Annotated in this window: 23 protein-coding genes, 1 tRNA gene and 1 riboswitch; of the genes, 11 read left to right on the forward strand and 13 right to left on the reverse strand. The window is 60.3% G+C overall.

What is annotated here, in order from left to right:
• Positions 1-69: 69 nt before the first annotated feature.
• Positions 70-645, reverse strand: a complete 576-nt coding sequence (locus EXQ56_01500; protein ID MSO19131.1) for a hypothetical protein — start codon at positions 643-645, stop codon at positions 70-72.
• 293 nt (positions 646-938) lie between these two features.
• Here EXQ56_01500 and EXQ56_01505 point away from each other — a divergent pair, with 293 nt between their 5' ends.
• From EXQ56_01505 to EXQ56_01530, 6 genes are all read left to right on the forward strand, one after another.
• Complete coding sequence (locus EXQ56_01505; protein MSO19132.1) at positions 939-1,754, forward strand: phosphatidylinositol kinase; 816 nt, start codon at positions 939-941, stop codon at positions 1,752-1,754.
• Positions 1,755-1,911: 157 nt separating this feature from the next.
• The gene (locus EXQ56_01510; protein MSO19133.1) at positions 1,912-2,808 is read left to right on the forward strand and encodes a TIGR00159 family protein; all 897 of its coding nucleotides are present in this window, start codon (positions 1,912-1,914) and stop codon (positions 2,806-2,808) included.
• Between the two features lie 38 nt (positions 2,809-2,846).
• Positions 2,847-3,257, forward strand: coding sequence for a hypothetical protein (locus EXQ56_01515; protein MSO19134.1), 411 nt, complete (start codon positions 2,847-2,849; stop codon positions 3,255-3,257).
• Between the two features lie 135 nt (positions 3,258-3,392).
• Positions 3,393-4,787: a phosphoglucosamine mutase gene (gene glmM / locus EXQ56_01520; protein MSO19135.1), complete on the forward strand. Its 1,395-nt coding sequence runs from the start codon at positions 3,393-3,395 to the stop codon at positions 4,785-4,787.
• Between the two features lie 108 nt (positions 4,788-4,895).
• Entirely contained in the window at positions 4,896-5,174 is a 279-nt protein-coding gene (locus EXQ56_01525; protein MSO19136.1) for an acylphosphatase, read from the forward strand.
• 83 nt (positions 5,175-5,257) lie between these two features.
• Complete coding sequence (locus EXQ56_01530; protein MSO19137.1) at positions 5,258-5,779, forward strand: adenine phosphoribosyltransferase; 522 nt, start codon at positions 5,258-5,260, stop codon at positions 5,777-5,779.
• Between the two features lie 468 nt (positions 5,780-6,247).
• On the opposite strand, the gene EXQ56_01535 is transcribed toward EXQ56_01530, so the two are convergent.
• Genes EXQ56_01535 through EXQ56_01545 form a run of 3 tightly spaced genes read right to left on the reverse strand, consistent with a single transcriptional unit; the run spans position 6,248 to position 8,639 of the window.
• Positions 6,248-6,637, reverse strand: a complete 390-nt coding sequence (locus EXQ56_01535) for a hypothetical protein (protein ID MSO19138.1) — start codon at positions 6,635-6,637, stop codon at positions 6,248-6,250.
• A 26-nt stretch (positions 6,638-6,663) separates the two neighbouring features.
• On the reverse strand, positions 6,664-7,647 hold the full coding sequence (locus EXQ56_01540) for a glycosyltransferase (GenBank protein MSO19139.1): 984 nt from the start codon (positions 7,645-7,647) through the stop codon (positions 6,664-6,666).
• A 23-nt stretch (positions 7,648-7,670) separates the two neighbouring features.
• Positions 7,671-8,639, reverse strand: coding sequence for a ChbG/HpnK family deacetylase (locus tag EXQ56_01545; protein MSO19140.1), 969 nt, complete (start codon positions 8,637-8,639; stop codon positions 7,671-7,673).
• A gap of 354 nt (positions 8,640-8,993) precedes the next feature.
• On the opposite strand from EXQ56_01545, the gene EXQ56_01550 reads away from it, so the two are divergent.
• The 3 genes from EXQ56_01550 to EXQ56_01560 all read left to right on the forward strand — a co-directional run bounded on the left by EXQ56_01550 (position 8,994) and on the right by EXQ56_01560 (position 14,555).
• Positions 8,994-10,292: a hypothetical protein gene (locus EXQ56_01550; protein ID MSO19141.1), complete on the forward strand. Its 1,299-nt coding sequence runs from the start codon at positions 8,994-8,996 to the stop codon at positions 10,290-10,292.
• A gap of 77 nt (positions 10,293-10,369) precedes the next feature.
• Complete coding sequence (locus EXQ56_01555) at positions 10,370-13,651, forward strand: TonB-dependent receptor (GenBank protein ID MSO19142.1); 3,282 nt, start codon at positions 10,370-10,372, stop codon at positions 13,649-13,651.
• Between the two features lie 112 nt (positions 13,652-13,763).
• The gene (locus EXQ56_01560; protein MSO19143.1) at positions 13,764-14,555 is read left to right on the forward strand and encodes a class I SAM-dependent methyltransferase; all 792 of its coding nucleotides are present in this window, start codon (positions 13,764-13,766) and stop codon (positions 14,553-14,555) included.
• Between the two features lie 104 nt (positions 14,556-14,659).
• Here EXQ56_01560 and EXQ56_01565 read toward each other — a convergent pair whose 3' ends face one another.
• Both EXQ56_01565 and EXQ56_01570 read right to left on the reverse strand, forming a co-directional pair.
• Positions 14,660-15,727 carry an alcohol dehydrogenase gene (locus EXQ56_01565; GenBank protein ID MSO19144.1) on the reverse strand — a complete coding sequence of 356 codons (1,068 nt, stop codon included), beginning with the start codon at positions 15,725-15,727 and terminating at the stop codon, positions 14,660-14,662.
• A gap of 5 nt (positions 15,728-15,732) precedes the next feature.
• Positions 15,733-16,686 (reverse strand): hypothetical protein, encoded by a 954-nt coding sequence (locus EXQ56_01570; GenBank protein ID MSO19145.1) that lies wholly within the window; start codon positions 16,684-16,686, stop codon positions 15,733-15,735.
• A gap of 161 nt (positions 16,687-16,847) precedes the next feature.
• Here EXQ56_01570 and EXQ56_01575 point away from each other — a divergent pair, with 161 nt between their 5' ends.
• Entirely contained in the window at positions 16,848-17,591 is a 744-nt protein-coding gene (locus EXQ56_01575) for a 1-acyl-sn-glycerol-3-phosphate acyltransferase (GenBank protein ID MSO19146.1), read from the forward strand.
• 240 nt (positions 17,592-17,831) lie between these two features.
• Here EXQ56_01575 and EXQ56_01580 read toward each other — a convergent pair whose 3' ends face one another.
• From EXQ56_01580 to EXQ56_01590, 3 genes are all read right to left on the reverse strand, one after another.
• The gene (locus tag EXQ56_01580) at positions 17,832-18,059 is read right to left on the reverse strand and encodes a hypothetical protein (GenBank protein ID MSO19147.1); all 228 of its coding nucleotides are present in this window, start codon (positions 18,057-18,059) and stop codon (positions 17,832-17,834) included.
• 300 nt (positions 18,060-18,359) lie between these two features.
• Positions 18,360-20,792, reverse strand: a complete 2,433-nt coding sequence (locus EXQ56_01585) for a hypothetical protein (GenBank protein ID MSO19148.1) — start codon at positions 20,790-20,792, stop codon at positions 18,360-18,362.
• A gap of 195 nt (positions 20,793-20,987) precedes the next feature.
• A riboswitch (cobalamin riboswitch) is annotated at positions 20,988-21,184 on the reverse strand.
• Between the two features lie 38 nt (positions 21,185-21,222).
• Positions 21,223-21,298, reverse strand: a tRNA-His gene (locus tag EXQ56_01590).
• A 131-nt stretch (positions 21,299-21,429) separates the two neighbouring features.
• On the opposite strand from EXQ56_01590, the gene EXQ56_01595 reads away from it, so the two are divergent.
• Positions 21,430-21,690, forward strand: coding sequence for a hypothetical protein (locus EXQ56_01595; protein MSO19149.1), 261 nt, complete (start codon positions 21,430-21,432; stop codon positions 21,688-21,690).
• Positions 21,691-21,869: 179 nt separating this feature from the next.
• Here the strand turns inward: EXQ56_01595 and EXQ56_01600 are convergent, their stop codons facing one another.
• From EXQ56_01600 to rpsT, 4 genes are all read right to left on the reverse strand, one after another.
• Positions 21,870-23,762 carry a hypothetical protein gene (locus tag EXQ56_01600; protein MSO19150.1) on the reverse strand — a complete coding sequence of 631 codons (1,893 nt, stop codon included), beginning with the start codon at positions 23,760-23,762 and terminating at the stop codon, positions 21,870-21,872.
• Between the two features lie 136 nt (positions 23,763-23,898).
• On the reverse strand, positions 23,899-24,771 hold the full coding sequence (purU, locus tag EXQ56_01605) for a formyltetrahydrofolate deformylase (protein MSO19151.1): 873 nt from the start codon (positions 24,769-24,771) through the stop codon (positions 23,899-23,901).
• A gap of 125 nt (positions 24,772-24,896) precedes the next feature.
• Positions 24,897-25,970 carry a flippase-like domain-containing protein gene (locus tag EXQ56_01610; protein MSO19152.1) on the reverse strand — a complete coding sequence of 358 codons (1,074 nt, stop codon included), beginning with the start codon at positions 25,968-25,970 and terminating at the stop codon, positions 24,897-24,899.
• A gap of 258 nt (positions 25,971-26,228) precedes the next feature.
• Complete coding sequence (rpsT, locus tag EXQ56_01615; protein MSO19153.1) at positions 26,229-26,507, reverse strand: 30S ribosomal protein S20; 279 nt, start codon at positions 26,505-26,507, stop codon at positions 26,229-26,231.
• Between the last annotated feature and the right edge of the window lie 258 nt (positions 26,508-26,765).

Here is a 26,765-nt window from a genome sequence, read left to right on the forward strand (position 1 = left end):
CTGGTTCGGCACCCGCCTCTAGTACCATCCTCGGCGGTGCAGGTGAGTTGTTGAAACTCTGGAAAGTATTTAGCGGCGTGATTTCTTCGCTCTGCCTGGGGGCTTCCTGGCCGGCGATTTCCTGCGAGCGGGGGCCTTTTTCCTTGCGGCTTTGCCACGTTTAGCCGCCACCGGCTTCACGGCTTTCTTGCGCACCGGTGATTTTGCGCGAACTACCCGCGCGGTCTTTTTGCGCACCGGTTTGGCGGCCCGTTTGGCAATTGGTCTAGCGGGTGCTTTGGCCATCTTCCTGGCCGTTGGTTTCTTGCGGACCAGCGCTTTTTTCGGACTCGGCTTCGTTGCCGCGGTCTTCTTCGGCTTGCCTGCGGATTTCTTCGAGGCTGGGGCAGCTGAGGAAGCTGCTTTTTTGCGAGGGGTGGCTGGCGCTGCGGTGGCTTCAATCACCGTCGCTAGTGCTGGCGACAGGCTGGTCTCGGTGATGATGATCCCCTCGACGACCATCCCTTCATCAGCGGAATCATCATCGTCTTCCTCGAAGCCGGAGGCGAACTCATCGAGTTCCTTGTCAAACTCGCCCGACATTTCATCGAGCTCATCAAACATGTCCTCATCATTCATTCCGAAGTTCATTTCATCCGCGCTCATGGTTCCCCCTGATTGGCCCGCCGATTCGCTCTGGGACTTGGATGTTGCTGTCCGCTGGCAAAAGCTCTCAAAAATTGGGTTTTATCTCAGACCGTGGATGGTGTCAAGTCGAATCCATATGGCGAACCCCAGGGTTGAATCCCTAAGCCACCCTCCGAGGATGATTGCCAGCAGAACGGACAGGCCAATCTTTCCAGGTGCAAATTCCTGTTGTCCCCAATAGCAAAGCTCGATAGAGTACCGTCAGACTCAGTTTTGGAGGCGTGCGTCGCACACGGATGGCTTTGCGGGCGGTGGAACATCTTCGACGCATGCGTGGTGGGGCGCAATCGCATCTGATGCGTTGCAGCGATGAGCAATATTACGTGGTCAAGTTCCGCAACAATCCGCAAGGCCCGCGCATCCTGGCCAATGAGATGCTGGCCAGCCATCTGGCCATGTCGCTGGGCTTGCCCGTCTCGGAGCCGGACATTGTGTTGGTCAGCGAATGGCTGATTGCGCACACGCCGGACCTGTACATTCAAAACGGCAGCATCCAGGAACGCTGCCAGAGTGGATTTGCCTTTGCCTCCCGGTTTCCCTGCGATCCCTTGCGCTCTCCAGCCTTCGACTACCTTCCCGCTGAGCAGATGCCGCTGGTGGCCAACCTGGATGCGTTTGCCGGCATGCTGGTGTTCGATCAATGGACCTGCAACTGCGACACGCGCCAAGTAGTCTTCCACCAGACAAACTCGCAGGCCAATGAAGCCGCACCAGCGTTTCACGCGACGATGATCGATCAGGGCTACTGCTTCAACGGTAATCAATGGAACTTCCCCGACTCGCCGCGCCGCGGCCTGTTTCCCAACGTGGCTGCCTACGCTGGAATCAGTGGATCGTCGGCGATTGAACCATGGCTGAGCCGCTTGCGGAATTTTCCCGATGACTTTTTGGACGAGGCGGCCGCCACCGTTCCGGTGGAGTGGTACGAGGGCCAGACCGATGAGTTGAGCCGTCTGATGACCACCTTGGCCGAACGCCGCGGGCAAATTCGGAATTTGATGGAGGAATGCATGCGCGCGGCGCAAGGCTCATTTCCGAACTGGCCGTCGCATCCTGCGAAGGCCTGACTCCAGCGCAGGGGTTCTCCTGAGCCAAGGGAGATGACGAGATGCAGGCGGACCGTTCGGGACATCCCCTGCCGTCCATGCCGTATGGTCCGCTGCGCTACAATGGAAAGCGCAGCCGGAGCGGTGCGATCCTGTTTATTCCGACGGCTGACTTACCATGAACCTTGATGCTGTCCGCCGAATGATCGAATCTCTGCCTCCGCTGACTCCGTTGGCGGTGGGCGAACTTTTTATTCTCGCCGCGCTCATCTACGGGGCGTTACAGTTCATCCGGCAGGCGGTGGCGGCGCAGTTCCTGGTTTGGATGGCCCTGCTCGGCGTCGCCTACTTCGGCGGGAGATGGGCCGGGCTCACGGTGGCCCCCGAGCTGATCGGAACGCTGTTCCCTTATCTCAGCTTTGCGCTGATCGTGTTGTTCCAAGCGGAGATTCGCCGCGGCCTGTCGCGCTTGAGCCGCAATCCATTCGGCTCTCGCCGCATGTCGCCGTTTGAGGCGAGGCATCTGTTTGAGGACATCCTAATGGCAGTCAATCGCCTGGCCGCGCAGAAGATCGGTGCGTTGATTGTGGTCGAGCGCGAAACCTCGCTGCGCAACTACGCCGAAAGCGGTGTCCCGTTGCAGGCCCGGCTGACGCAGGATCTGCTGGCGACCATCTTTCAGCCGCGCGCGCCACTGCATGACGGCGCGGTGATCATTCGCCGGGACCGCGTGCTGGCCGCCGCCTGTTTTCTGCCGCTGACGGTGAACCCGGCGCTGGGTTCTCGACTGGATCTGCAATTGGGCACGCGCCATCGCGCGGCGATTGGCATCACCGAGGAGACCGACGCGATGGCCATCGTCATCTCCGAGCAGACCGGCTTCATCTCGCTGGCCATGCGCGGCGCCATCGAAATGGACATCACGCTCGAGGTGCTTGGCCAGCGGCTGATGGAGGCCTTCGGCCAGCCTGCCAACCCCGCCATCTCTGCCGCGCTATCTTCGGCGGCGCGGACAGCGACTGCGACGCTGGTGCCGGAGCCGAGCGCACGAGAAAACGCCCGGCATTCTGAGTAATTGGCAGAGTAAAGAGCTGCGTGGATAGCCGCGCGGGAGTGATGATGGACTGGCTCAAGACAATTCTGACGAAGAACCTGCCCTTGAAGGCGTTGGCACTGTCGCTGGCCTTCGCTGTCTGGGCCATGCTGGCAAGCAACACCACGACAGAGATTTTGATGAATGTGCCAATCGAGTTTCGCAATGTGCCGGCCGGAATGATTTTGTCCGCCGATCCGACGGAGGTTCAGTTGCTATTGCGCGGGCCGCGCCCGATCCTGCGCCGCACTCGTCCCGAAGAAATTCACCTGCAACTGGATTTGGCCTTAAGCTCCTCGGGAAATCAGCAGGTCATGGCGCTATCTCCCCAGTCGGTGGAGGTCCCTGCGGCGATCGAAGTGCTGCAAGTCCGTCCCGCCGAGACCAGAATTTCCTTGACCGCTGCGGAGGCGGCTGTGCCGTCCAGGTGAATTCACGCAGGTGTGGGGTTCCGGAATCTAGCCAGGTTTCGGTGAGTAGAGAGTAAAGCAACAAGAGTGAAGTAACAGCCGCGCCCCGAATTCCGCCGTCAGCAGAGCTGTGGAGAGGAAAAACAAGCAGACCCGATGGAGAAAACGCTATTTGGAACGGATGGAATTCGCGGCGTTGCGGGCGACTTGCCGCTGGACCCGACCACGATTGCTTGCGTAGGGCGCTGCCTAGGGCGGCACTTAAAGAAGAAGCAGGGGCAGGACTGCCGCGTGCTAATCGGACAAGACACGCGGGAGTCCGGCTCGTGGATCGTCGCCACCCTGTCCGCCGCGCTCGGTGAGGTGGGCGTAGCGGTCGCCTCGCCGGGCATTGTGCCCACTCCGGGCCTCGCGTATCTGGCGGTGGCTGGGAAGTATTCCGCGGCGGTCATGGTCTCGGCTTCACACAATCCATTTCAGGACAACGGTATTAAGATTTTCGGCAGCGATGGGTATAAGCTGCCCGACGCAGTTGAGCTGGCGCTCGAGGCGGAGATTCACGGTGAACTCAAGGGTATCCGGCGCGTTCCCGTAGAGCCAACTTTGGCGATACTGCCAACGGATCGTACTCTGCTTCAGCCCTACCTCAATCATCTTCTGGAGATTGCCCGTAGCGTGAAACCGCTGCCGGGTCGTCGCGCCGTCATCGACTGTGCCAACGGTGCTGCCACGGCGCTGGCCCGCGAAGTGTTCTCCGCGATCCCCTATGAGTGGGTTTATATCGGCGACCGTCCCGATGGGCGCAACATTAACCTCGGCTGCGGCTCGATGCACCTTGAGCTGCTGCGCAGTTGCGTTAAACAAGCGCATGCGGATTTTGGCGTGGCCTTCGACGGCGATGCGGATCGCGCCCTGTTCGTGGACGGCGGTGGCCACGTGGTGAACGGCGACGGCGTTCTGATCGCTGCCGCCCGTTACATGCAGCGCACCGGCACGCTGCGCGGCAGCGCCGTCATCGGCACGGTGATGACCAACCTGGGCCTGGAGCGCGCTCTGGAGAAAGAGGGCCTGGCGCTGCGGCGCACGGCGGTCGGCGATAAATATGTTCTCGAGGAGATGACCCGCTGCGGCGCCAACCTGGGCGGCGAGCAATCCGGCCACATCATCTTCAGCGACAACGCCACGACCGGCGATGGCCTGCTCACAGCGCTCGAGATGGTTACCATCATGGCGGCGGAGAATCGGCCTCTGGCCGACCTGGTAAAAGACCTGCACGTCTATCCGCAAAAGATCCGCAACATGGCCGTGCGTGAGCGCATACCGCTCGAGATGCTGGTGGGCTTCCAGAAGCAGCTTCGCGCCAGCGAGGAGCATCTCGGCGCGGGGGGCCGCATCGTGGTGCGCTACTCCGGCACCGAGCTGCTGCTGCGCATCATGGTGGAGGCCGAGACCGTCGAATTGGTGGACGAGCACATTGCCGCGTTGGAACAGGCCTTGGCGGGTTCTCTCAAAGCGGCGCCCAATGCAGGCAAACACCGCGCCCATGCTTGATTGCCGGTGACATGTGCCATTTTCCTCCGCTTGGCCCTCCGCTTGGCTTGTACGTCGACATGGCCTTCCCCTACAATGTGGAATTCATTGAAGAGCATCGCGGGGGACATGGAAGCTCGACAGTTTCGCATTACGGGAAGAGTGCAGGGCGTGGGGTTCCGTTTCTTCGTGGAGCGCGTCGCTCGTGAGATTGGCGTGCATGGCTGGGTGCGCAACTGTCAGGACGGCGCGGTGGAAGTCCTCGCGGAATGCTCCCTTGAAAAAATGGAGCAACTGCGCGCCGCTCTCTTCCAAGGCCCGCCAGGCAGCCGCGTAGAGCAGGTGAGTGAGCAGGCTACTGCGCGGTCGATCTCCCGTCGCGGCTTCAGCATTGAGGCGACACGTTGAGATCGCTCAGCCGCGAATCGAACAGGGCGCCATTATGGCGGTAAATTTATTGAACGGATCGAAAGGATGACGACTCAAACTATATGGACAATCTGAAGAAACTCATTCGGCAGGTTCCCGACTGGCCCAAGCCCGGGATTCTTTTTTACGACATCACCACGCTGTTAAAGGATCGCGACGGCTTCCACTCTTTGATCGATGCCATGGCCGCGCAGTACGCCGGAGCCAGGCTCGATCTGGTGCTGGGCATTGAAGCGCGCGGATTTATTTTTGGCCCTGCGCTCGCATACCGGCTCGGCGCGGGATTCGTTCCCGTGAGGAAACCCAAGAAGCTGCCGGCCGAGACGGTGCGCATCACCTACGATCTGGAGTACGGCACCGACTCGCTGGAAATGCACCGCGATGCGATTCAACCAGGCCAGCGTGTGTTGATCGTCGATGATCTGCTGGCCACCGGCGGCACCGCGAACGCGTGTGTGCGTTTGGCTGGCGATCTTGGGGCGGAGATCGTTGGCCTCGGAGTGGTGATCGAGCTTACCTTCCTGAATGGCCGCAAGAAATTGGATGGCGTGGATGTTTTCTCGCTGCTGCAATACGCTGATTAGGATTCGTTGAGACGCTTGCGACTGAAAAATCTGTCGTGCTGGATGCAAATTCCAGTGCCGAAGCGGTGAGAGGCGCAGAGTTATTCAGAAGCGTGAAGCGACTAAGTGACCGGAATATCACTTTTTCTCTTGACAATTATTTTGTCAGTCCTTATACATAAGACATCAAGCAACGATTTCACTATGTTGCGAGGAGATAGAAAACGAAAAAGGAGAATTACGACAATGCCGACCAAGAAAGCACCAGCAAAAAAGAAGCCAGCCGCCAAGAAAAAGAAATAACTCGGCTGTAGCTGCAAGTTTGGGGGGGGCGATGCAAATCGCCCCCTTTTTTATTTCTCCTCAACTTCCCCAATCCATCGCAAAAACAATACTGCCGAAGAGGCACGGAGACACTGAGAAATCAGGGGTTCCAGCGCATCCCTTAGCCTCGCTGTGCCACCGTGCCTCTGTGGCGGCATGGTGGGATTAATCCGTGAGGCCGAGCGGCTCAAGTAACGCTGCGATGTTGGATTCGTTCACTGCGCCGCCTCGCAACTGGCTTGGTTCGGGGCATTCATCCAGAGTGTGAAACAACCCCATTTTGGCGGCGGCGTAGCGCTCCATCTCAGCCAGCTCGCGCCCGTTGATCTTCTTCCATGCGCGCAACGCCTTGTCCTCCACCACCACTTCCACCACGGAGAAATTTTTGCGGTTGGTGGTTACGTGGTAGAGGTAGGCGTAATCGGGTCCGCCAAAAAGTTTACGGCGCTGCCGCGATTCCAGGAAGTAGTATTCATAGACATAGCCCGACTGCGCCGAGTAGATCTTCAGTCGCTTGGGCTTGGCTTCTGGCTTGGGGTCTGGTGTGGTATCCATGGAGGTCTGGGGGGTCGAGGCAGTCTTTAGGCGATGCCCGCTTTGCGTGAGCGGCCAATCACTCGGGCGACCGAGTATATGCGGCGTTGTTGCCCTTCGAAGTAAATGCGCGTCAGCAGCTCCCCGATCAAGCCAGTTGAGATGAGTTGAATGCCAGCGATCACGGCCATTGCCCCCACGATCAGCAGCGGCCCGTGTTCGATGAAGATGGCATGACCCATCAGCTTACGCGCCAGCAGAAAGCTGAACACACCGCCACCCACCGTGAAGCAGGCCAGCCCGATCATGCCGAAGAAGTGCAGCGGGCGCGTAATATACCGCAGCAGAAAGCGCACTGTCAGCAGATCAAACAGGACACGAAAGGTCCGATCCAGCCCGTAATGGGACTTCCCCGCGGGCCGCTCGATATTGTGAATGGGAATCTCCGTCATCCGCGCGCCCTGCAAACTGGCCAGTGCTGGAATGAATCGATGCAGCTCGCCGTAGAGATTAACGGCGCGAATCGTGTCCCTGCGGTAGGCCTTGAACGTCGTCCCGAAATCATGCAGCTCCACTCCAGAGAGTTTGCGCATGGCCCAGTTGGCCATCCTGGAGGGCAGCCGTCGCGTGACGTAATCGTCCACGCGCTCCTTGCGCCATCCGCTGACAATGTCGTAGCCCTCATGAATCTTGGTAATGAACGCGGGTAGGTCAGTGGGATCGTGTTGATAGTCGCCGTCCATGGAGATGATGATGTCGCCGCGCGCGTAGTCGAATCCGGCGGCCAGCGCCGGCGTCTGGCCGAAGTTACGGCGCAACTGCACGATCACCACGCGCGAATCAAGCGAGGCGATCTGTTCCAGCAGCGCGGGTGAGCCGTCGGAGCTCGCGTCATCGACGAAGACGATCTCAAATTCCCAACCGTGGGCTTCCATGGTCTCTACAATCTTGGAGAACAGCGGGATGAGGCTGTCCTCTTCGTTGTGGATGGGAATCACGACGGAGTAGAGCGGAGACTTCTCTTTTTTCATGCCTGAATCTGATCCCTCCCCTCTCACTTTGCCCGTCCGAGCTTGGCGTGTCCAACTGAGTTGGCCGAGTTTGAGGACATCCCCAGAACCGAGCTGCCGGCGGCCTGATGTGCCAGCACGGGCAGCTCACGATAGCTGACCAGTTGGATGCCATATTCGCGGAGTGTGTCATGCACGGCGGGATCGCAGAGCGCCTCCAACTCGCGCTGTCGCTCCGCCTGCAGGATTGTAGGGGAACCGGCCAGCGCGGCGTCAGCGTATCCAGGGTGGCATATCAGTTCCGTAGTGCCCTCCGGAAGCCGCACTAGCGTGGCATGCAGAGAATGGATCGTCAACGCTCCAGTCAGGACAAACCCGCTGAAGTGATCCGGGCAGCGCAGACCGTTGGTGGCTCTCATGTCGGACACTGCGCGGTCAAATGAACCGGCCAGCATACGGAGAACCGCCGCCAGGATACGCCGCGTGCCGTTTCCAAATTGCGCGGGCGGTGAAACATTTTCAAACGGGCGGCGCAGCCATCCAATGCCATAGCGCAGGGCCGTTCGCGCGACGGCCGCCGCCACCGTCGGGTGCAGTTGCGTGTGTTGATGCGTGTCCAGGTGGCTGGGCTGAATCCCCGCGGCCAGCAGCCGCTCCACCTGCGCCGCGCACTCACGCTCAATCTCCGTGCCGCTTACCGCTCGCGTGATTAGACGCCAGCCCAATCGTTTCGAGCCCAGCAATCGTCCGCCCGCATCCACCAGACTGGGTAGCGACGCTGCGGGTGAGACCGGCTGGCCATCCACAAGATTCAGATGACAACCAACATCCAGCCACGGCGATTGGCGAGCTAGTTCCACGGCGTCATCAAACGCCGGAGCGTTCGCCATTAAGGAAGTGGCGGTAACAATTCCGCGCCCGCCCTGCCCATTTTGATGACAAGCTTCGACAATGGCCCGGTTGACTCCCCGGGTGTAGCCAAAATCATCCGCGTTGACGATTAACTGCTTCATCTCTGGAAAATTCACCAATTCCCGCAGGTCCGGGGCGCCGCCGCCCTATCATTATATATCCAGTTTGGTGAGGTTCCAGAGCAACCGCAGCCAACCAATGCGGCAAGGATGCATCCATGTAATTGACAGGAAAGGCCCTTGCTGACGAGTGATGAGGAGAGAATCCATATTGACTGGCATTTTCCGGCGAACGGATAAGGTCGCCACGGAACTGGCCAATGGTTCCGTTGTTCGAGTACACTTGATCTCTAGTGATTTCAAGGTGATAGGGCGATCTGCGTGGCGCACATCGGAAGTCCAGGCGGGCTGTAACACCCAGTGTAAAGGCTCGGTTGGAGGAATTGGACTAACTATATGACCAATAAAAATGATGAGAAAATCGGCTATTGCCAATTGGCGATTTCTGTCCGTCCACTCCTGCTCGCGGTGGCTTCCCGTCTGCTGGTCCTGCTCCCTCTGACTATCTGGCAAACTCCATTTGCCCGCGCTCAGGCCGTTCCCTCCGAGGACCCGGTTCCGCTGATCATCTTGATGGACAAGCTGGATCATGGTCAGGTGGCTGACGCCGAGCGTTACCTGAAGGACAATCCGCCGGTCATCAAGAAGCGCCTGGAGGAGTTGATCGAGCAGCGCGACACGCGCTTCGACGAACTCGGTCGTTTCGGGGCGACCAGCGGCCACGACATTCACAAGCGGGTGCTTGACCAGTTTGTCTCGGAGAATCTTCGTTACGCCAAACTGTTCGACCTGTATCGTAAAGTTACCGGCGATCAGAACATCTTCAAGCGCTTCGAGGCGCGCCGCCTGCGCTATGAAGGCGCATTCCTGACGCACGATGGCGAGGACCTCTGCGGCGAGGAGTTCAACTGGGACGAGGCGCGCAAGCACTATCAGCAATCACTCGACAAGCTGGAGGCCGGCTTCGCCATCGCCAAGGAGATCAATGAACTGCGCGTGATGGCCTCGGCCAAGATCAACATCGGTTCCACGCTCATCCGCATGCTGGAGACCGACCGCGCCATCGCTGCCTACAAGGAGGGCATGGAGTATGCCGACAAGCTGCCCGGCGAGCTGTACCGTGGCATGGTGCGGCTGAACCTCGGCAACACCTACGTATGGACCGTCGAGCCCGAGAAGGCCTTTACCTACGCCAACGACGCGCTGACCAGCTTCAAGAAGATGGGCCGTGGCACTTGGCAATCGAACGCCATGATGGTGATCGGCAACGCGCAGATGGAGCAGAAGAATTTCGCCAGTTCTTGGGAGACGCTCAGCGCCGCGCTCGCTGTCGCCAAGCAGTCCGGGGAAGATCGCGTGCGCGGCAAGGCGCTGATGAACCTGGGTGCCGTCGCGGCGCAGCTCAAGCGTCCTGATGCCGCCAGCTACATCCTGGAAGCGCAGGATTGGTACCGCACGCACGGCGAGGTCTTCACGCAGATCGAGCGCGAGACGGTGGCCGTGGATGGCCTGATGTCGCTCAGTCGCATCTACCAGCAGGCCGGCAACAAGGCTGAAGCGGACAAATACCGCATGGCCTATCACAAAGCGGTTGGCGAAGACCCCGACCATTACAATCTGGTGCGCAACAGCCCGTGCTACGCGCTCTACAAAGCCAATCCGGCCAACAAGAACAACGAAGCAAAAAATAAGTAAGCCGGTTTGCGGCTCACCGTTGCGGATACAATAGGCTTCAGTTGCACCGAGTCAGTTTGCGATTGAAGGTGAGCTTCATGATCTGGCCACCATCTGGAAAGTCACCGCGCCTGCGCGCCAGAACGTTTTCTCGTTCCCATTCCACATTGCTATCCGCTTTGCTAGTCCTGCTTACCCCGCAGGTGGCCGTACACGCGCAATCAGTCGGCGGGACCATCCGCGGGCAGGTGCGTGATTCGAGTGGCGGGGCCATTGCTTCCGCGGTGCTCCTGTTGCGCGACACCGATAAAGGTCTCGACTACACCGGCCACAGCGACCCCTCCGGCGTGTTTCAATTCGCAGCCCCGGTAGGCAACTACGAGCTTCAGGCGTCCGCGCCGAATTTCACGGCGGTGAAAGAGGTGAGGCTCAATCTGTCGCTCGGGCAAACCATCATGCTGGAGATTGCGCTGCCCGTCGCGGGCATCCAGCAAAGTATTGAAGTGGTCGCGACGGCCCCGCTGGTCGAGACCACCAGCGGCGTGTTGGCGGGACTGGTCAGTCGCGAGCAGTTGGCCGCGCTGCCGCTGAACGGCCGCGACTTCGGACAGCTCGCGCTACTGCAGCCCGGCGTGGCCGCCAACTCGAACGGTGCGAACTCGCCTTTCGGCGGACGCTGGGCCACGTTTGTAGTGAATGGACAGCTCGATCAATCCACATTGTTCCTCGTCGATGGCTCGGAGTTGAACGACTTGGCCTCAGGGCGGAACCCCAGTGGATCAAGCGGCCTGCTGCTCGGACTCGACTCGGTGCAGGAGTTTCAGGTCCTGTTGCACAACTACAAAGCCGAGTTCGGCAAGAACTCCGGCGGCGTCATCCACGTGGCCACGCGCTCGGGCACCAACGCGCTGCGCGGCACGGTGTTCGAATTTCTGCGCAACAGCAGGCTCGACGCGAAGAATTTCTTCGACCTTTCCGCGCAGCCCATCCCCGCCTTCCAGCGCAATCAATTCGGCGCATCGCTCGGCGGCCCGCTGCGCCGCGACCGAACGTTTTTCTTCTTGAGCTACGAGGGACTGCGCGAGCGCAAGGCCATCACCAGCGTGGCCACTGTTCCTGCGGCGGGGGTGCGTGCGAGCGCGGCGGGTAACGTCATTCCCTTTCTCAATCTCTATCCGCTGCCCAACGGCCCGCTAAATCCAGACGGTCGCACCGCCAGCTTCTCTTCGAGCGTCGTGCAACCCGCGCGGGAGGATTTCGGGTTGGTGCGCATCGATCATCGCCTGCGCCGCGAATGGAACTCCCACACGAAGTTTTCCACGCAAGACAGCCTGGTCGAGCCGCCCTTTGCTTCCACTCCCGTGCCGGGATTTCCGCAGAGCTTGCCGCATCGCATCACCAACGCGCTGGTGGGCCTCACCGTGCCCTTCTCGGCGAATGCGCTGGGCGATTTTCACTTCGCCTTCAATCGTACTTTCGGCGCCATCGAGCTGCCGCCGCCGCCCGGCGGGCTGACCATCACGCCAGTGGCAGGCCGCAACTTTGGCCTGATCAACGTAACGGGCATCTCCAATCTCGGCACGCAGACGTTCGTGCCGCGCGCCGCGCAGAATCTTTTTGAATCTGCCGCACAGTTTTCTATCCGCCAGGGCCGCCACGCACAGAAGTACGGCGTTACCGTACAGCGCTATCAGGACAACGAACTGCGCGGGACGTTCTTCAACGGTCAGTACACCTTTGCCGGACTCACGCAGTTTCTCGCCGGCACACCCGCTTCGTGGCTTGGCGTGCTGGGCGGAACCAGTGCCGCTGGCCCCGCTTCGCCCGCTGGGTGGCGCTGGACTACGATCAGTGCATTCGCGCAGGAAGATTTCGAGCTGACGCCGCGCTTCACCTTGAACCTCGGCCTGCGCTATGAGTTCACTACTTCGCCCGGCGATGTCCTCGGCCAGATCGCCAACTTGCGCTCGCCGCTGGACGCCACCGTCACGCTCGGCGGGTCGCTGTTCAACACCATCGCGCGCTCCTTCTCGCCGCGCTTTGGATTTGCATGGAGTCCGACTCGAGGTAATCGAAGTGATGAGCGCTCGGCGCTGCGCGGCGGCTTCGGAATTTTCTATAATCCGCTGGTGGTGAACATGTGGGCCAACTCGCGCCTGGTGCCGCCGTTTGTGAACACCGTGCTGCTGGCGGGCGGGCCGCCATTTCCCAATCCGCTGGCCACGGGCCGCGCGCCCGCGCTCTCGACCACGGGGCAGGCGCTCGACTTCAATCTCAGCCAGCCTTATACCATGCAGTGGAACATCGAGTGGCAGCAGCAGTTCGCCGACGGCTGGGTGACGCGCGCCGCCTACGCCGGCAATCGCAGCCTGCACATCCTGCGCTCGCTCGAATCGAACCCCGGCACGCCGGTCGTCCTCGCCGACGGGCGCAAGTGCTTCAACTTTCTCGCCGCCGCCGGTGGCTCCAACGCCGCCTGCCCGTCCGGCTCCACCGTACGCCGCAACCTGAATTTCGGGCCGATCCGCGGTCGCTCCTCCGACGGACGCTCGTGGTATGACTCGCTGCAATTCACCGCCGAGCGCCGCATCTCCGATGGAGCAACCGTGCAGGGTTCCTACACATGGAGCAAGTCGCTCAGCACCAACAACTCGTCGTTCACCTCGTTTCCGAGTCAACCGTCGAACACGCAAGACCCCGACGACATATACCTCGACAAAGCCGTCTCGGCTTTCGATGTTCGCCACCGCCTTGCCGTACACGCCATCCTCGCGCTGCCCTCGTTCGCGCCGGGCGCGCCCGGGCGCGTGCTGCACGGGTGGCGCATTGCGGCCATCGGCTCGCTCTCTTCTGGGTATCCGTTCACGGTGGTGGACGGCATCAATCGCTCGCAGAATCTCCAGACCGATGTCGCTCTCGCCGACCGTCCGAACTGGGCCGCTCGCGCGACTGTTGCAGGGGCGACCAGCGGAGTCTCCAGGGCTTGTCGCATTGATGGACAGGAGCTTTTCGGCGGACGCAAACTGGGCACTCCCGATCTGTACTTCGATCCGTGCGCGTTCGTTCTACAGCCGCAGGGCTTCTACGGCAACGCCGCGCGCAACGCGCTCACCGGCCCGGGATTTTTCAATGCCGATCTTTCGCTGAGCAGAAACTTTGCGCTGCACGAGCGGCAGCAGCTTGAGTTCCGCGCCGACCTGTTCAACATTCTGAACAGGCCCAACTTCGCGACGCCCAGCAGCCCCACCGGCGCGCAGGTCTCCGGCGGCGCCATCGTGTTTCCCGATGCCACCGGCGCGCCCGCCGGGAATGCGGGACAGATCTTCCGCACGGTGAATGACTCGCGACAGATTCAGTTTTCGTTGCGCTACAGCTTTTAGGTTTAGTTTCGAAAACAGAGCCGCGACCGTTAGGGAGCGCGGGTTGCTCCCCGTAACGAAAGCAACCACCGCTCCCTAACGGTCGCGACTCTGATCCGATTTCCCGACTTATATGAATTCACCGTGGCACCTTCCGCGCATCCCCGAGCCTGAGGAGATGGACTGCTCGGACGAGGTGGAGGTCTACAACTCCGCTGCCGCCTCGGCACACCTCGATGCCATCGACAACACGTTTGTAGAACATCTGATGAGGCTGCTGCCGGAATCAGAGCCCCGACCGCCAGGGAGGGGGCACGCCAGGGACACAGGGATGATCGGCAACCGTGCCCCCTCCCTGGCGGTCGGGGCTCTGAGGGATCAAGTGCGAAAATCACAATATCTTGGGTTGGATATTGGCTGCGGCCCGGCGCAGATTCCTGTGAAGACGCTTCAGCGGGTTCCAGGCCTGCGGTTGGTTGGTCTGGATGGCGCGGGCAACATGCTGCGCTGCGCGCGCGCGAATGCCGTGCAAGCTGGCGTTGAGGATCGGCTGATACTGGCCCAAGGCGACGCGAAGAATCTGCCCTTCGCGGACGGCACGTTCTCCATCGTCACCTGCAACTCGATGCTGCACCATGCGCGTGATCCTCTGGCGCTGTTGCGCGAGATACGCCGCGTGGCCGCTCCCGGTGCGGCGATCCTACTGCGCGACCTACGGCGTCCGGCGTATCCGCTTCAGGCCTGGCACCTATGGCGGCATGGACGGAAATACAGTGGGCTGATGCGCCGCCTGTTCGACTTGAGCGTGCAAGCCGCATACACCGCCGACGAACTGGAGGCCATGCTGCGCGCCGTGCCCATCCCAGGCGCGCGCGTGTTCCGCTACAAGGGCGCGCATATTGGAATTGAAAGGCGGGGGAATTGATACGAGCCTGTCCGCAGATTACACAGATGGCGGGTTAACCCTTCTGCGAAATCTGTGCAATCTGCGGACAGGCTCCGTTACTTCGTTTCGGGAACATGCGTTGGCTACGAGTGGGGTTGCAGAATGACCTTCAGGGAATTCTCTCTGGGGTTGGAGGCCAGATCGAAGGCGTTGCGGATGCCGCTCAACGGGAAGCGGTGGGTGATGAGGTCCTCTACCTGAACACGGCGCGTGGCGATCCAGTCGAGCGCCTCGGCCATGTCGCGCGGCGCGGCGCCGTAGCTGAACAGTACGGATGGTTGCGCGATCCAGAAGCGGGTGAAGGGAATTTCGAGTTTCTTGTCGGGGCCGTCGGCGGCGAAGAACATGATCTGCCCGCCCCGGTTGATACACTCCAGCGCCTGAGTGGCCGCGGCGGGCGCGCCCGTGCAGACAATCACGCGATCAGCGGAGGGCAGCTTCTGGCTGGCCAGGCAGACTTCATCGGCACCGCTGTGCAGCGCCGCTTGCAGACGATCCTGGCTCATATCGACGGCGATGATCTTCCCCGCGCCCAGCGCGCGCAGCAACTTAATGTGTAGCAAGCCGGCTAGGCCGCTGCCGATTACCAGCGCGGAACGATCCGCCACCGGCATGATTTTGCGCACCGAGCGCACCACGCAGCCGAGCGGCTCAACGAAAGAGGCTTCGTCAAAACTCACCGAGTCGGGAATCCGGTAGAGGCCGTTGGTGATGCCGGATTCAAGAATGCGCACATACTGCGCGAACCCGCCCGGTTCGATGTGCTTGTGGTGCATGGTCTCGCAGGCGGTCTCATTGCCATCCAGGCAGGGCACGCATTTCAGGCAGGGAAAATGATGCGTGATCACTACGCGATCACCGGGTGAGAAACTGGAGACCTGCTCACCGACGCGCACAATCTCGCCGGCGATCTCATGGCCGGTGTTGATGGCACCGCGCTTGATGGCTTCGGGCTCGCGGTACCAGCGCATGGTGTCACTGCCGCAGATGCCACAGGAGCGCACTGCCGCCAGAATTTCCGAAGCGCCGATGGCCGGAACGGAGCAATCTTCCACACGCACGTCCTGATGGCTGTAGTAGAAGCCCGCCTTCATCTGTGCGGGAAGATTGTCGTTGGCGCCGGAAGATGTAGGAGTGGGTGGCGTCGCCATTTGAACTAGCCTCGCACTTGCTCGAAGATTTTGTAGCCCTCGTCCGGAGTAGCGCCGTTGTGGACCACGGCACGCAGCGCCTGAATCATCGCCACGGGATGCTTGTGCCGCCAGACGCGGCGGCCGAAGTCGATACCCTTGGCGCCCTTCTGGATGGAGTCATAGGCGAGGTTCAGGCTGTCGCGCGTTTCGTCAATTCCCTTGGGCGCCTTGCCGCCGGCGACGATGACGGGCACGCCGCTGGTCACAATGACACGCTCGAAGCCCACGCCGCAGTTGTAGGTCTTGATCATGTCGGCGCCGTGCGCGACCATAATGGCGCTGGCGCGCGTGAGGAAGTCGGAGTCCTTCTCGAGATAGCCGAGCGCATTGCCCACGGCGACCACGCCCAGCACGGCGATGCCGGCCTTGCGCGCGTGCCGCGACATGGTGGCCAGATTGTTCAGCGTGCTCGACTGGTACTTCGTGCGCAGATACACGGAGACCGCGGCGGCCACCGCGCCTTCTTCCTTCACATTCTGGCCGGAGAGAATCAGCCGCTCGTTGGCGATGGTGTCGGGCTCGTGCAGGAAGCTATCGAGATAACGGAACCATTCAAACTCCGCATCGCTGGCCTGGCCACTGTCCGTCTTCGTTCTTAACTCGGCGTAGGTGCTGTCGAAATCCCTGCCGGTGCGTTGCTGATAGGCGAACTTCGCAGGCTCCTGAAGATACCCGGGCACGGAGACGTCCATGGTGCTGGTGCAGCCGGAGGCGCGCAGGATCACCGGCGCGCTGACCTTGCCGCCAAAGTCGTTGCGCAGCACGGCTGGGTCGGTCATCAACACGTCCACGTAAGGCAGCAGCGGCCGCAGCACCTGGCCGGGGCGCTCCAGTCCCGCCACCACGCCGAAATATCGATGGTCGGAGGCCAGCACCACGATCCGTTCATTACGGCCAAAAATCTTCTTCAAGCTCATACTGCTCTCCCTTCATAACTGAATGGGGGATTCCCTGCGGCTGAAAGTCTCAGCGCAAAACACTCCCACCAGTATAGAACAGGATCAAACGGCCCAGCAAAATTCCGGGTCCTTGAATCGTGTGGGCGATCCAACGGGGGTGTTCAGGCTACAATCAGGCGATGGAGATTAATGCGAGAAGCCTGTCGCGGTTGGGGCTGGTGCTCGGCACAGCCTGCGAATACATTGTGCGTTATGGAGCCCGTAGGCTCTTTGGACGGCTCACGGCGCAGGCCCGAGCCCAGTGGCTGCATCGGTGCTGCGGTCGCGGCCTAAGGCGGCTGGGAATTCCCGTCCAGGTCTCCGGAAAATTTCCGTCGCGCGGACTGATCGTCTCGAATCACTTGAGCTATCTCGACATTCTCATCTACAGCAGCATCTCGCCGTGCGTGTTTGTCTCCAAACGCGAAGTGCGTTCCTGGCCGGTGTTCGGGATCATGGCCGCCATCGCCGGCACCGTCTTTATTGATCGTGCGCGCAATGTGGACGCGCTGCGCGTGAACCATGAGATGTTGGAGACGTTGGCGCAGGATGCGGTTGTAGTTCTCTACGCCGAGGGCACCAGCAGCGATGGGCACGGGGTTCTCCCCTTTCGCCCCGCGCTGTTCGATGGCGTGGTGAGGTCCGGCGTGCCCATTACCCCCGCGCACATCAGCTATCGCTTGAGCGATGGCCGGCCAGAGGACGATGTTTGCTACTGGGGCGACCACTCGTTCCTGCCGCACCTGCTCAGGTGCCTCTCGCGCCACGGCTTGCAGGCGACCGTGCAGTTCTCGGCTGAGTCCCGCACCTATGAAGACCGCAAAGTGGCCGCACAACAGACGCACGACGCCGTTGCACAGCTCGCGCAACAGGCCAGCGGTTAACCAGAATAATATTGTCTGATGTGAGGATATTGCGGAGAGGCTGCGACCCCGACAGGGTCGGTGTTCTTGCGGTACGGTTTCCGGGGGCGTTGCCACCGGCTCTTCACCTTAATCCCCTTCGGGGACGGTTCGTCCTGCTGCTTTCCATCTCCTACAAATCTTGTGAAAGCAGGCCATGCAAAAATAGCGTGAGCTTACTGTCAGCGCAGACTCCCCGGTCGCTGAAGACAAGCCGCAGCCTTATACTGCTTCCGGCCAGGCAATTCCCTTTAGCGCGAACATCTCGCGTGCCGAGGCGCGCGTCGCGCACTCGCTGCACATCCACACCGGAGGCTCGTCGTCGACCACCGCCGCCTCACACTCCGATACATTCTGGCAGGACCAGCAGACTTCGATGGCATCCACCACGCGGCGAATGTTTCCACGCATTTCAATCAACTCCCGGTATTCCATGATTGAGACTGTCATAAGCCACCTCCACCTTCACCTACACAATAGCAGCGGCCAGATCGGCATTGAATAGCGCGGAAGCCACATTCTTCACTAGTTCCCGAGTACTACTCCCAACATCTTTCGGCTTCTGCAAACCGAAGATTAATACTGTTCCCGATAATACCAATGCTGATTGTTTGGATTGTTACTTTTGAGAGACGGTTGCCTGCCAGGCAAAAGACTTAAGAATCAGGCGCTGGAGGAGTGCGCGATCCCTCCAGCGCCTGACTAAGTTGTGGTCCTGATGTAGAGGTGCTACGCTCGGTTACCGTGAAACTAGAACTCCCAGCGCAGTCCTGTCCGCAGTGTGGCCTTGGGCGCGAGGAATCCTGCGTTGTAGTATTCTTCGTTCAATAGATTGTCCACGCGGATGACGTAGCGCAGCGTGTGGCTCTCGCGCTCCAGCAAATCAGTGCTCGCCGTTAAATCTACCCGCGCATACCCCGCGAAGCGGTACACACCGAATGGAAAGGGGAACGCCGAGCCAAACAGCGGAAAGTCATGATCGGCCACCGCGTAGGTTTGCAGATGGAGGTGAACGCGGCGGATCGGTTCGAGCAGCACCCCTGAATTGAACTGATGCTCGGAGACGCCCAACACGCGCGTCGTTCCGGCGGCGGAAGCAAATGGCAGATCGGAGTTGGCCAGTGTATATCCCGCGTTGAAGCTGACCATCCGATGCGGTCGGGCGCGAACCATGAACTCCACGCCGCGCGCGATGCCGCCGCGCGTATTCACGTATCCGAAGGAGCGCCCGAAAGGATCGCCCGGCGTGCCGCCAAAATCAATGATGGTGTGCAGCCGCGTGTAGAACCATGTCGCGCTCAACTCCAGTCGATCGCGCCAGAGCTGCTGGTCAACACCCACGTCGATGAAATTCGTCCGCTCCGCTTTCAGCAACGGATTACCGTAGTAGAAGCCGCGCCCGCCGCTGCCGTATCGTTCATAGAGCGAAGGCGAGCGGAACCCGTTGCCAGCGTGAGCGCGGAGCTTGGTTCCCATGCTTCGCAGCGTATATGCCAGAGAAGCATCCGCCGTGTAGGCATTGGGCGCATCGAGTTCCCCCACGACCGTGTATGGACTCGGATTGCTGGTGCCCCCGGGCGAGAGAAACTCCGGACTCGATAGGACATAGAACTGCGCCTGGCCTCCGATCTGAAATTGCAAACGTCCATCGGCCAGCCGCGCATGATTGCGCGCCTGCAAGGCCAAGGCTTTTTGAACCGCCACTGTCGTCTGCCCGAACTCCAACTGGTCAATGGCGGTGCGGTCGTACTCCACTCCAAAGTGCAGGGTGTCGACACTGGAAGCAGAGAGTGCGTTGCGCCAGAACAGTTGCTCATAGGAGCCGTTGTAACTGCGGCGATTCGTAGTAGCCGGCTCTGGGTAGCCCAGCGTTACGGCCAGCGGGTCGGTGCCGGGGCCGTCATCGTAGCCGCGGCGCACGCGCAGGCTCTGAAAGCCAACGGACTGCCGCCAGAAATCTCCCACTTCAAACTCCAGCCGCGCCGCGCCGGAATAGAACCGCACGCGTTGGTGGTAGTCAGGGTCATTGATCTGCGGATAGAAATTCGCCTGCGGGTCTGGAAATTCCCGCGCCTCGCGCACCAGCGTGCCGGCGGGCAGCTCGGGCAGATTGGCCAGCGGCGAGGGGTCCTCGTTTAGGTAAGAGAAGCCATCGGCGATCAGAAAGCGCGTGAACAGCCGGACCCGCGGCGTAAGATCGAACCACGATGCGGCGGAGGCGTTGGTGTCGCGCGAGGCGTCCTGGCCATCCTGGCCGGAGAGATAATTCTGATGCGTCAGGTTGAGAGAGTAGGAAAAACGTCGCGAGGCGTTCCATCCAGACAAACCCGCGCTGGGTAGCAGCAGCCCCAACGAGCCGCCTTCGAGTGAGAGGAACCCGGCCTGCGGGCGGTCGGCCACGCGATCAGGTTGCTGCGTCTGCACGTTAACTACTCCGCCGACCGCATGTGTTCCATAGAGCGACGACGCGGCCCCGCGCAGAATCTCCACGCGATCCGCGGTGGCCACCGAAATCTCAGAGAGCAGCGAGCGCGCCGAGCCTTTATTGTCGGAAGGGTCTGACAGGCGGAAGCCATCGAGCTGAATCGCGGCGTCCTCGGGACGTAGTCCGCGGAAGCGGAAGCTGGCCAGACCAGCTGGCCCTCCCAGTTGCTGGAGTTGCAGGCCGGGCACGGAACGCAGCGCGTCGGCGAGCGTTACCACGTCGCGCGCGCGCAGCTCCTCGCGTGTGATGATGCTGACGGACTTGGCCGTCTCCTCCGGTATCTCCGGCAGACCGGAGGCCAGCACGTTCACGCTCTGGTGGATTCCGGCGATTTCGAGAACCCATTCGAGTGAGTCGCTATCGGATGGAAGAGTCAGGCGTTGGCTTTGCGTTTGAAATCCAGCGGCGCTGATCTCCACAACGTAGGTGCCATTGGATAAGTTGGTCAACTCGATGCGCCCATCCGCGCTGGCCACCTCCAGCGCGGTGGAGGTGGAGGCTCCGTAGATGCGAACACGAGCGCCGGTAATGCGGCCGCCGGTGCGGTCGCGCACCACGGCGCTGAGCATATGCGTTGCGCTCGATTGCGCGCGGGCCAATCGCCATGCGGGTTGCGAAGCGTTTATCAGACAGATCAGGGATAACAGGCAGGCAAAGACACGAATACGACGAAGCACTTTCATGGACGTTTTCGACATGTGGACTCCTTTGGCCCTCGGAAGGAGGAAACGCAATACCGCCGAGACGGGGAGGCCAGTGTTGGTGGAAGCGGAGGATGAGGCGAAGGCGCGACCCTTACACAAAATAAACAACGATGCACTAAATCAGCGCAACAGTGATTTCAAAGATGGAAAGACAGCGCCAAGCTCATCGGACTTCCCCTCGAAGCCGATTCCCGCAGGGGGGTTCTTGGCAGGTCTCCTGGCTGATGCTTTAACGGATCGAGCGCCTTCCCATCCCGGCGTGCCTATTACGGCAGTACGGAACAGTGGCGAATTGCTCAATCCAACGCAATCACAGTGGCGGGGCCGCGCTGGTTTCTCACCAGCTTCCCTATTGATGATTAAGCACCAAGAACATTTTCCATGTTGCAGGCAGGAAGGCACGGCTGTCAAGCGGCGCGTAAATTGGGGTGGGCGACGGGGCTCGAACCCGCGACTTCCGGAATCACAATCCGGCGCTCTGCCAGCTGAGCTACGCCCACCGTAAACGGTGCATTGATTATAGGGAACCGGCGGCGTGCAGGTCAATCCGGCCTCCAGCGAGATCTGTATCTGGTATGCTAAGGCGATCGCGGTTCAACGAGGCATCAGCCAGACAATAGAGGAGAAACAGATGGACATGCTGGGAAATGTTTTGGGGAGCCTGAAGGGTGGCGGCCAAGGCGGCGGACTGGCCGGAGCCGTCATGCAGCTGCTGATCCATAAAGGTGGGTCGAGTGGCCAAGGCGGCAGCACCGGCTTGGCGGGGCTAATCCAGACTATGAACTCGAATGGTTTGGGGGATGTGGTAAGCTCCTGGGTCGGTACAGGACAGAACAAAGCGATCAGCGCCGCACAGTTATCATCTGTGCTGGGCAAGAATCAAATCGCATAATTGGCGCAGAAGGCCGGCGTCGCGGAACATGACGCGCCCAATTTGTTGGCCGGGCTGTTGCCCAATCTGGTGGACAAGCTGACACCAACGGGGCAGGTTCCCGCCGAGAATGATCTAGCCTCGATGGGTATGAATCTGCTAAAAGGCATCATGGGCGGCAAATAGTGCCCCGCGTTTCCCTACCAGCCGTCGGGGAAGCGCTCCTTCCAAGCGGTGGCCCCCGCCGGCTGCATGCCGATTTCACTCGCCAGCGCGGACATCAGGTGAATTACCTTGCCGCCCACCACGGTCATCTGCGGGCGGATGGTGGGTATCTCCTCTTCAGGCACTGCGAGGAAATCCTTGTCGAGGACGATGAAGTCGGCGAACTTACCAGGCTCGATGGACCCCATTACTTTTTCGCGCAGCATGTAGTGCGCGCCCCAGCGCGTCAGCGCCTTCAACTGCGTGATGCGGTCGGTGCGCTCGCCGGGGCCGTAGACCATCTTGTCGCGGTCGTTGTAGCGATTCATGCCCTTGGTGATGAAGAAGAAAAGTTTGTGCGGTAGTGGACGGTCGATCTCGAAACCGCTCATCACGCCGCCGGCGGTGAGGCTCTTGCGTGGCGAGACCCAGGACGTGTACTCGGTCCCATAGACGCGCGCGATCATGGCCGTGCCCATCATGTTGGGCACTACTCCGGCGGGCTCCCAGAGCAGATTGTTATTCAGACTGGTCAACATGCCGAGGTGTTTGATGCGCGGGATTTGCTGTGGGCGCGGCGCTCCGGCGCTATGGTCAAAGGCGTGGCGCTTGGCGCGAATGTCGTCGAGCGAGAAGCCGGCCTCGGCGCTCGACTGCTCGATGATGTCCATCAGGTAATCGATATCTTTGTCGCCGCCGGTGTGGATGGTGGCTATCCTCATGCCGCTCTTGACCACTGTCTCCATGCGCGCGCGGCCCTCTGATCCCGGCGCGTAACTGCAACTGCCCTCGCTGCGGCGACCGGCGATCTCGAGTGGATTGGTTTTCCACTGTTCGCTTACCGGTGCGGTCATGCAATTGCCTCCGGCTCCCGCAAAAGCCCCGATCATCCAGATGTTATCCGTGCCGGTGCCAACGTTGCTGGCCAGATAGCGCAGCGTGGTCAGGTCCCAGGCGTCGCCGGAGTAGCCCCAGGCAAAGCGCGCGGGCATTTCGCCTCGCTCGTCGAGATAGCGCAGCGCGCGCAGATTCGAGTAGGAATAGGGGGACGACGCAAACGCGACCGCGCCGTAGCTGGCCCATAGTTCCATCTCCGACTTCAGCACCTGCGCCAGTTGCGGCGTCTTGCCCTTGAACATGGCGTTCGGCTCCATCTCGCGGCTGAAGCCGAAGCCGTTCTTCCTGAACTCGGGATCGAGCGCGCCGTCGGCCGACTCCAGACTCTCCATCGCCCGCGTGTTCACCATTGAGGTGATGAATCCGTTGCGCACCTTCACAGGATTGTTAGGCGCGAGCAGGTCGAGATATTCTTTCTTAATGCTCCTGGCGAAAAGCTGGGCCATCTCGGTGGCGTGCTCGTAGTCTGGGCCGTAGTTGAAGCTGAGGAACAGCCACTGGCCGGGCTTGGCCTTCGCCAGCACTTCGCGCATCATCGGCTCGAAGCGCGCCATCTGCTCCTTCGGAGGAAGGTTGGGCATCCAGCGATGGATGATCTCATTGTCATTGGGAAAAATGTGCGTCAGCGCTCGCGGCTCCTGAAAAGCCCAATCGGTGGGATGCTCGTGGGTGATGATGAAGCCCGGCAGCACCATGCGCCCCCTCAAGTCGATAACCTTGGTTGAAGGCCCAGCCAGCGACCGGATGTCGGCGGTGCGGCCCGTCGCCAGGATGCGGTCGCTACGCACGGCCATGGCTTCCACGATGGTGCCCACGCGGGACTCGAACGAGGCGTCGTCCATGGTGACGATTTTCCCGTTGATGAGAATCATCTCGGGATGGCCGAGCTTGGCGGCCTGCGCGGGGACGCTGCCTTGTTGGGCAGCGCCGAGGTTGGCATGAAGCAGGACGGAAATTCCAATCACAGCCTGTAAGATTCGCGCGCGCATCATATCGTGGCTCCTTCAAGTCTCGCGATCGGAGCGGCTGGGCATCGCTCAGGAACAGTATTGTAACTCCGCGGCGTGGAATGCCGGGGCATTTTCCGTATGAGTGGAGAAATATGATTTGCCTGGTCGGCAAGAAGACCTAATCGAAGATGACCGTCTTGCGGCCGTAGGGGATGACGCGGCGTTCGAGGTGCAGGCGCACGGCGCGGGCCAGCACGACACGCTCGAGGTCGCGGCCCTTGCGCACCATGTCCTCCACGGTGTCGCGATGGCTGCTGCGGGCCACGTCCTGTTCGATGATGGGGCCCTGATCGAGATCGGCGGTTGCGTAATGGCTGGTCGCGCCAATGAGTTTCACGCCGCGCTCAAACGCCTGGTGGTACGGTTTTGCGCCAACAAAGGCTGGAAGAAATGAATGGTGGATATTGATAATGCGGTTGGGGAAGGCCTCCACCATCTGCGGACTGAGCACCGGCATGTAGCGCGCCAGCACCACCAGATCAACGCGGTGCTGGCGCAGCAGCTCAAGTTCAGCTTTCTCTTGCGCGAGCTTGGTGTCCGCGGTAATGGGAAACACATGAAAGGGGATGCCGAACTTTTCGACCGCCGAGCCGAGATCGGGATGATTGCTGATGACCAGCGCGACCGTACACGGCAACTCGCCCTCGACGCTGCGCCAGTGCAAATCATAAAGGCAGTGCGACTCCTTGGAGACGAACAGGGCCACGCGGTCGAGCTGATCGCGATAATGAATCTCCCATTGCAGATTCAGCTTGCGCGCCAGGGGAAGAAAGGCGGCGGCGAACTCATCTCGCCCAATCTGGAAACCAGTCGTCTCCCACTCCATGCGCATCAGGAAAAGCCCAGACTGCAGATCGGTGTGATGATCCGAGTGGACGATGTTGCCGTTATATTGAAAGACAAATTGCGATATCTGAGCGACCAAACCGCGCTGGTCCGGACAGTGGATCCGTAGGACGGCATTTGAGTGGTGGGGTGAGTGGTTGGGCATGATCTTCGGGGCCTCCATGTGTGTCAATCTGTATTACATCGCCTGTATTACCTTGCAGGACGCAGGTGCGACGCCAGCCAGTAGTGCCACTTCGCTTTAAGCAGGCATTGACTGGTCCGGGAATTTTATCTCTTTTTGGCGCGTACAAAACGGGTGAGGTCCGGAAGCACCTCCCGGGTTTGCAACAGCGGAAACAGCACGGCCCCTGACAGATTGATCAGCACCTGCGAGATCATATAAAGCGTGAAGAGGTTGGCTCCCTGCGTTGATCCCGCAAGTTGGAAGAGCGCCAGGAACGCCACCTGGCCAACTCCCAGGCTGGCCGGCGTGATGGGAATCGTGGTCAGCACCAACCCCACCGGCACCAGCACCATATATTCCAGCAGATCCACTTCAATTCCCAAGGCGCGTCCGTAGAGCACGAGGCTGCTCAGAATCAATCCCTGACTGGCACAGGAGATCAGCGCAATCTTACGAATCAGCGCGGCATCACGGACATAATCGTGCGTGCCGCGATACAGCTCCTCGAACATCTCGCCCATGCGCAGTTTCTTCGCCCAGTGCGCCAGTATCACCGGCGGCGCCGGTCGCAGATAGGCCAACCATAATAGGGCCAGAGTGGCGAGTATTCCGCAACCAGCCAGCACGCTGAAGGGCACTACGAAGCGCGCCGGCAACGGATGATAAAAGGTTCCCAAGGTTCCCAGCAGACAGAACACCAGTAACGCCGAAACGCCGAAAAGGCGGTCAAACAGAATACTTGGCACCACGGCGTACGGCCCCAATGGCGGATGGTTGCTGCCTCCCGCGGGAGAGTTCTCCGAAGCGCGCCGCGAAATGAACACGCCCCTCAACACATCGCCGCCAATGTGGCCAGGCAACGCCATATTTAAAAATTTAGAGACCATCAGTAAGGCGAAGACTTCGCCGGTGGGTAGATGTAATTGACGCGCGCGCAGCAGGCTCTGCCAACGCCAGAGCTGGCCCAAGGGCGTGAGGAATAACAAGAGCAGAGCAGGCACGGAATATTGCCACTGCTGCATGGAAGCGAGTAGCGGCTCCCAGGCAATGTGCTCTTTCTTCACCAGATAAACCACCAGCGCAATCGCCACAGCCAGCTTCACGACGATGGTCAGCCAACTCCTGCTGCTGCCGGTGGAGTCCTGCGAATGGAGTTTACTCGGGGTAGAGGACCACATACTGGGGAAAGTTTAATCGAACCAGATAGGAAAGGAAAGCATGCGTAGCAGAACAGTCAGGCTGTTTCACAGGAGACACCCAAGGCGCGCTGATGCCTTGGTAGCCACGATCAGCGTCTTTCTGGTGGTGAAGTTTCCAGTGAAAACCACAAGCCCACGGCGAGAGAAGCACTCACCTTGGCTACCAGGGCCTTCAGGGTCCCCAGGGTCCCCAGGGTCAACGATACATTAGATGTGAAAATGGGCCAGGCCCGGGTTTTAGGCCGCGGCCGTGGCTGTGGCTGTGGCTTTGTTGGCGCGGGTCACCAAGCGTGACTTCAGCCGTGCCGCGGTGTTGCGGTGGATCAGGCCCTTGCGCACCGACTTGTCGATGCGGGAAACCGTCGCACTCACTTGCAGAGGATCGGCTTTGCCTTCGTCCAGCGTGCTCCGAAGTCCGCGCAGGCTAGCGCGCAGCACGCCTTTGTTGGAGCGGTTGACGGCTGTCTTGCGTTTGGTCTGACGCACGCGCTTGAGCGCGGAATAATGATTAGGCATGGAACGTCCTTCTGGCCGGGCTATATCAAGTTCGAGCATATATATATTTGCTCAAGAACCCAGCGCAATTGCTCATTGTAGCCAGAACCATCACCCGCCGTCAACGCATTTGACGTACAGGTAGTGGGCAGTTTGACGCACTCATGATGTAGCGCCGGTATCCAGTCGGACCCAAGGGCCGCAAGGATGGCGGCGTTACTTTAAACACTCGCCTTACTTACAGAGGAGAGGGCCGTCACGGACGTGGAAAATAGGCTA

The organism is Acidobacteriota bacterium, assembly GCA_009691245.1.
Taxonomy (GTDB): domain Bacteria; phylum Acidobacteriota; class Terriglobia; order 2-12-FULL-54-10; family 2-12-FULL-54-10; genus SHUM01.

Bases quoted from the DNA above. Each gene is read 5' to 3' on its own strand.
- EXQ56_01570 (MSO19145.1), bottom strand. From the start codon at position 16,686: ATGAGCTTGAAGAAGATTTTTGGCCGTAATGAACGGATCGTGGTGCTG.
- EXQ56_01580 (MSO19147.1), bottom strand. From the start codon at position 18,059: ATGACAGTCTCAATCATGGAATACCGGGAGTTGATTGAAATGCGTGGA.
- EXQ56_01585 (MSO19148.1), bottom strand. From the start codon at position 20,792: ATGTCGAAAACGTCCATGAAAGTGCTTCGTCGTATTCGTGTCTTTGCC.
- purU (MSO19151.1), bottom strand. From the start codon at position 24,771: ATGCCCAACCACTCACCCCACCACTCAAATGCCGTCCTACGGATCCAC.
- rpsT (MSO19153.1), bottom strand. From the start codon at position 26,507: ATGCCTAATCATTATTCCGCGCTCAAGCGCGTGCGTCAGACCAAACGC.
- EXQ56_01535 (MSO19138.1), bottom strand. From the start codon at position 6,637: ATGGATACCACACCAGACCCCAAGCCAGAAGCCAAGCCCAAGCGACTG.
- EXQ56_01540 (MSO19139.1), bottom strand. From the start codon at position 7,647: ATGAAAAAAGAGAAGTCTCCGCTCTACTCCGTCGTGATTCCCATCCAC.
- EXQ56_01550 (MSO19141.1), top strand. From the start codon at position 8,994: ATGACCAATAAAAATGATGAGAAAATCGGCTATTGCCAATTGGCGATT.
- EXQ56_01510 (MSO19133.1), top strand. From the start codon at position 1,912: ATGAACCTTGATGCTGTCCGCCGAATGATCGAATCTCTGCCTCCGCTG.
- EXQ56_01545 (MSO19140.1), bottom strand. From the start codon at position 8,639: ATGAAGCAGTTAATCGTCAACGCGGATGATTTTGGCTACACCCGGGGA.
- EXQ56_01565 (MSO19144.1), bottom strand. From the start codon at position 15,727: ATGGCGACGCCACCCACTCCTACATCTTCCGGCGCCAACGACAATCTT.
- EXQ56_01555 (MSO19142.1), top strand. From the start codon at position 10,370: ATGATCTGGCCACCATCTGGAAAGTCACCGCGCCTGCGCGCCAGAACG.
- glmM (MSO19135.1), top strand. From the start codon at position 3,393: ATGGAGAAAACGCTATTTGGAACGGATGGAATTCGCGGCGTTGCGGGC.
- EXQ56_01600 (MSO19150.1), bottom strand. From the start codon at position 23,762: ATGATGCGCGCGCGAATCTTACAGGCTGTGATTGGAATTTCCGTCCTG.
- EXQ56_01530 (MSO19137.1), top strand. From the start codon at position 5,258: ATGGACAATCTGAAGAAACTCATTCGGCAGGTTCCCGACTGGCCCAAG.
- EXQ56_01500 (MSO19131.1), bottom strand. From the start codon at position 645: ATGAGCGCGGATGAAATGAACTTCGGAATGAATGATGAGGACATGTTT.
- EXQ56_01575 (MSO19146.1), top strand. From the start codon at position 16,848: ATGGAGATTAATGCGAGAAGCCTGTCGCGGTTGGGGCTGGTGCTCGGC.
- EXQ56_01610 (MSO19152.1), bottom strand. From the start codon at position 25,970: ATGTGGTCCTCTACCCCGAGTAAACTCCATTCGCAGGACTCCACCGGC.
- EXQ56_01595 (MSO19149.1), top strand. From the start codon at position 21,430: ATGGACATGCTGGGAAATGTTTTGGGGAGCCTGAAGGGTGGCGGCCAA.
- EXQ56_01560 (MSO19143.1), top strand. From the start codon at position 13,764: ATGAATTCACCGTGGCACCTTCCGCGCATCCCCGAGCCTGAGGAGATG.
- EXQ56_01525 (MSO19136.1), top strand. From the start codon at position 4,896: ATGGAAGCTCGACAGTTTCGCATTACGGGAAGAGTGCAGGGCGTGGGG.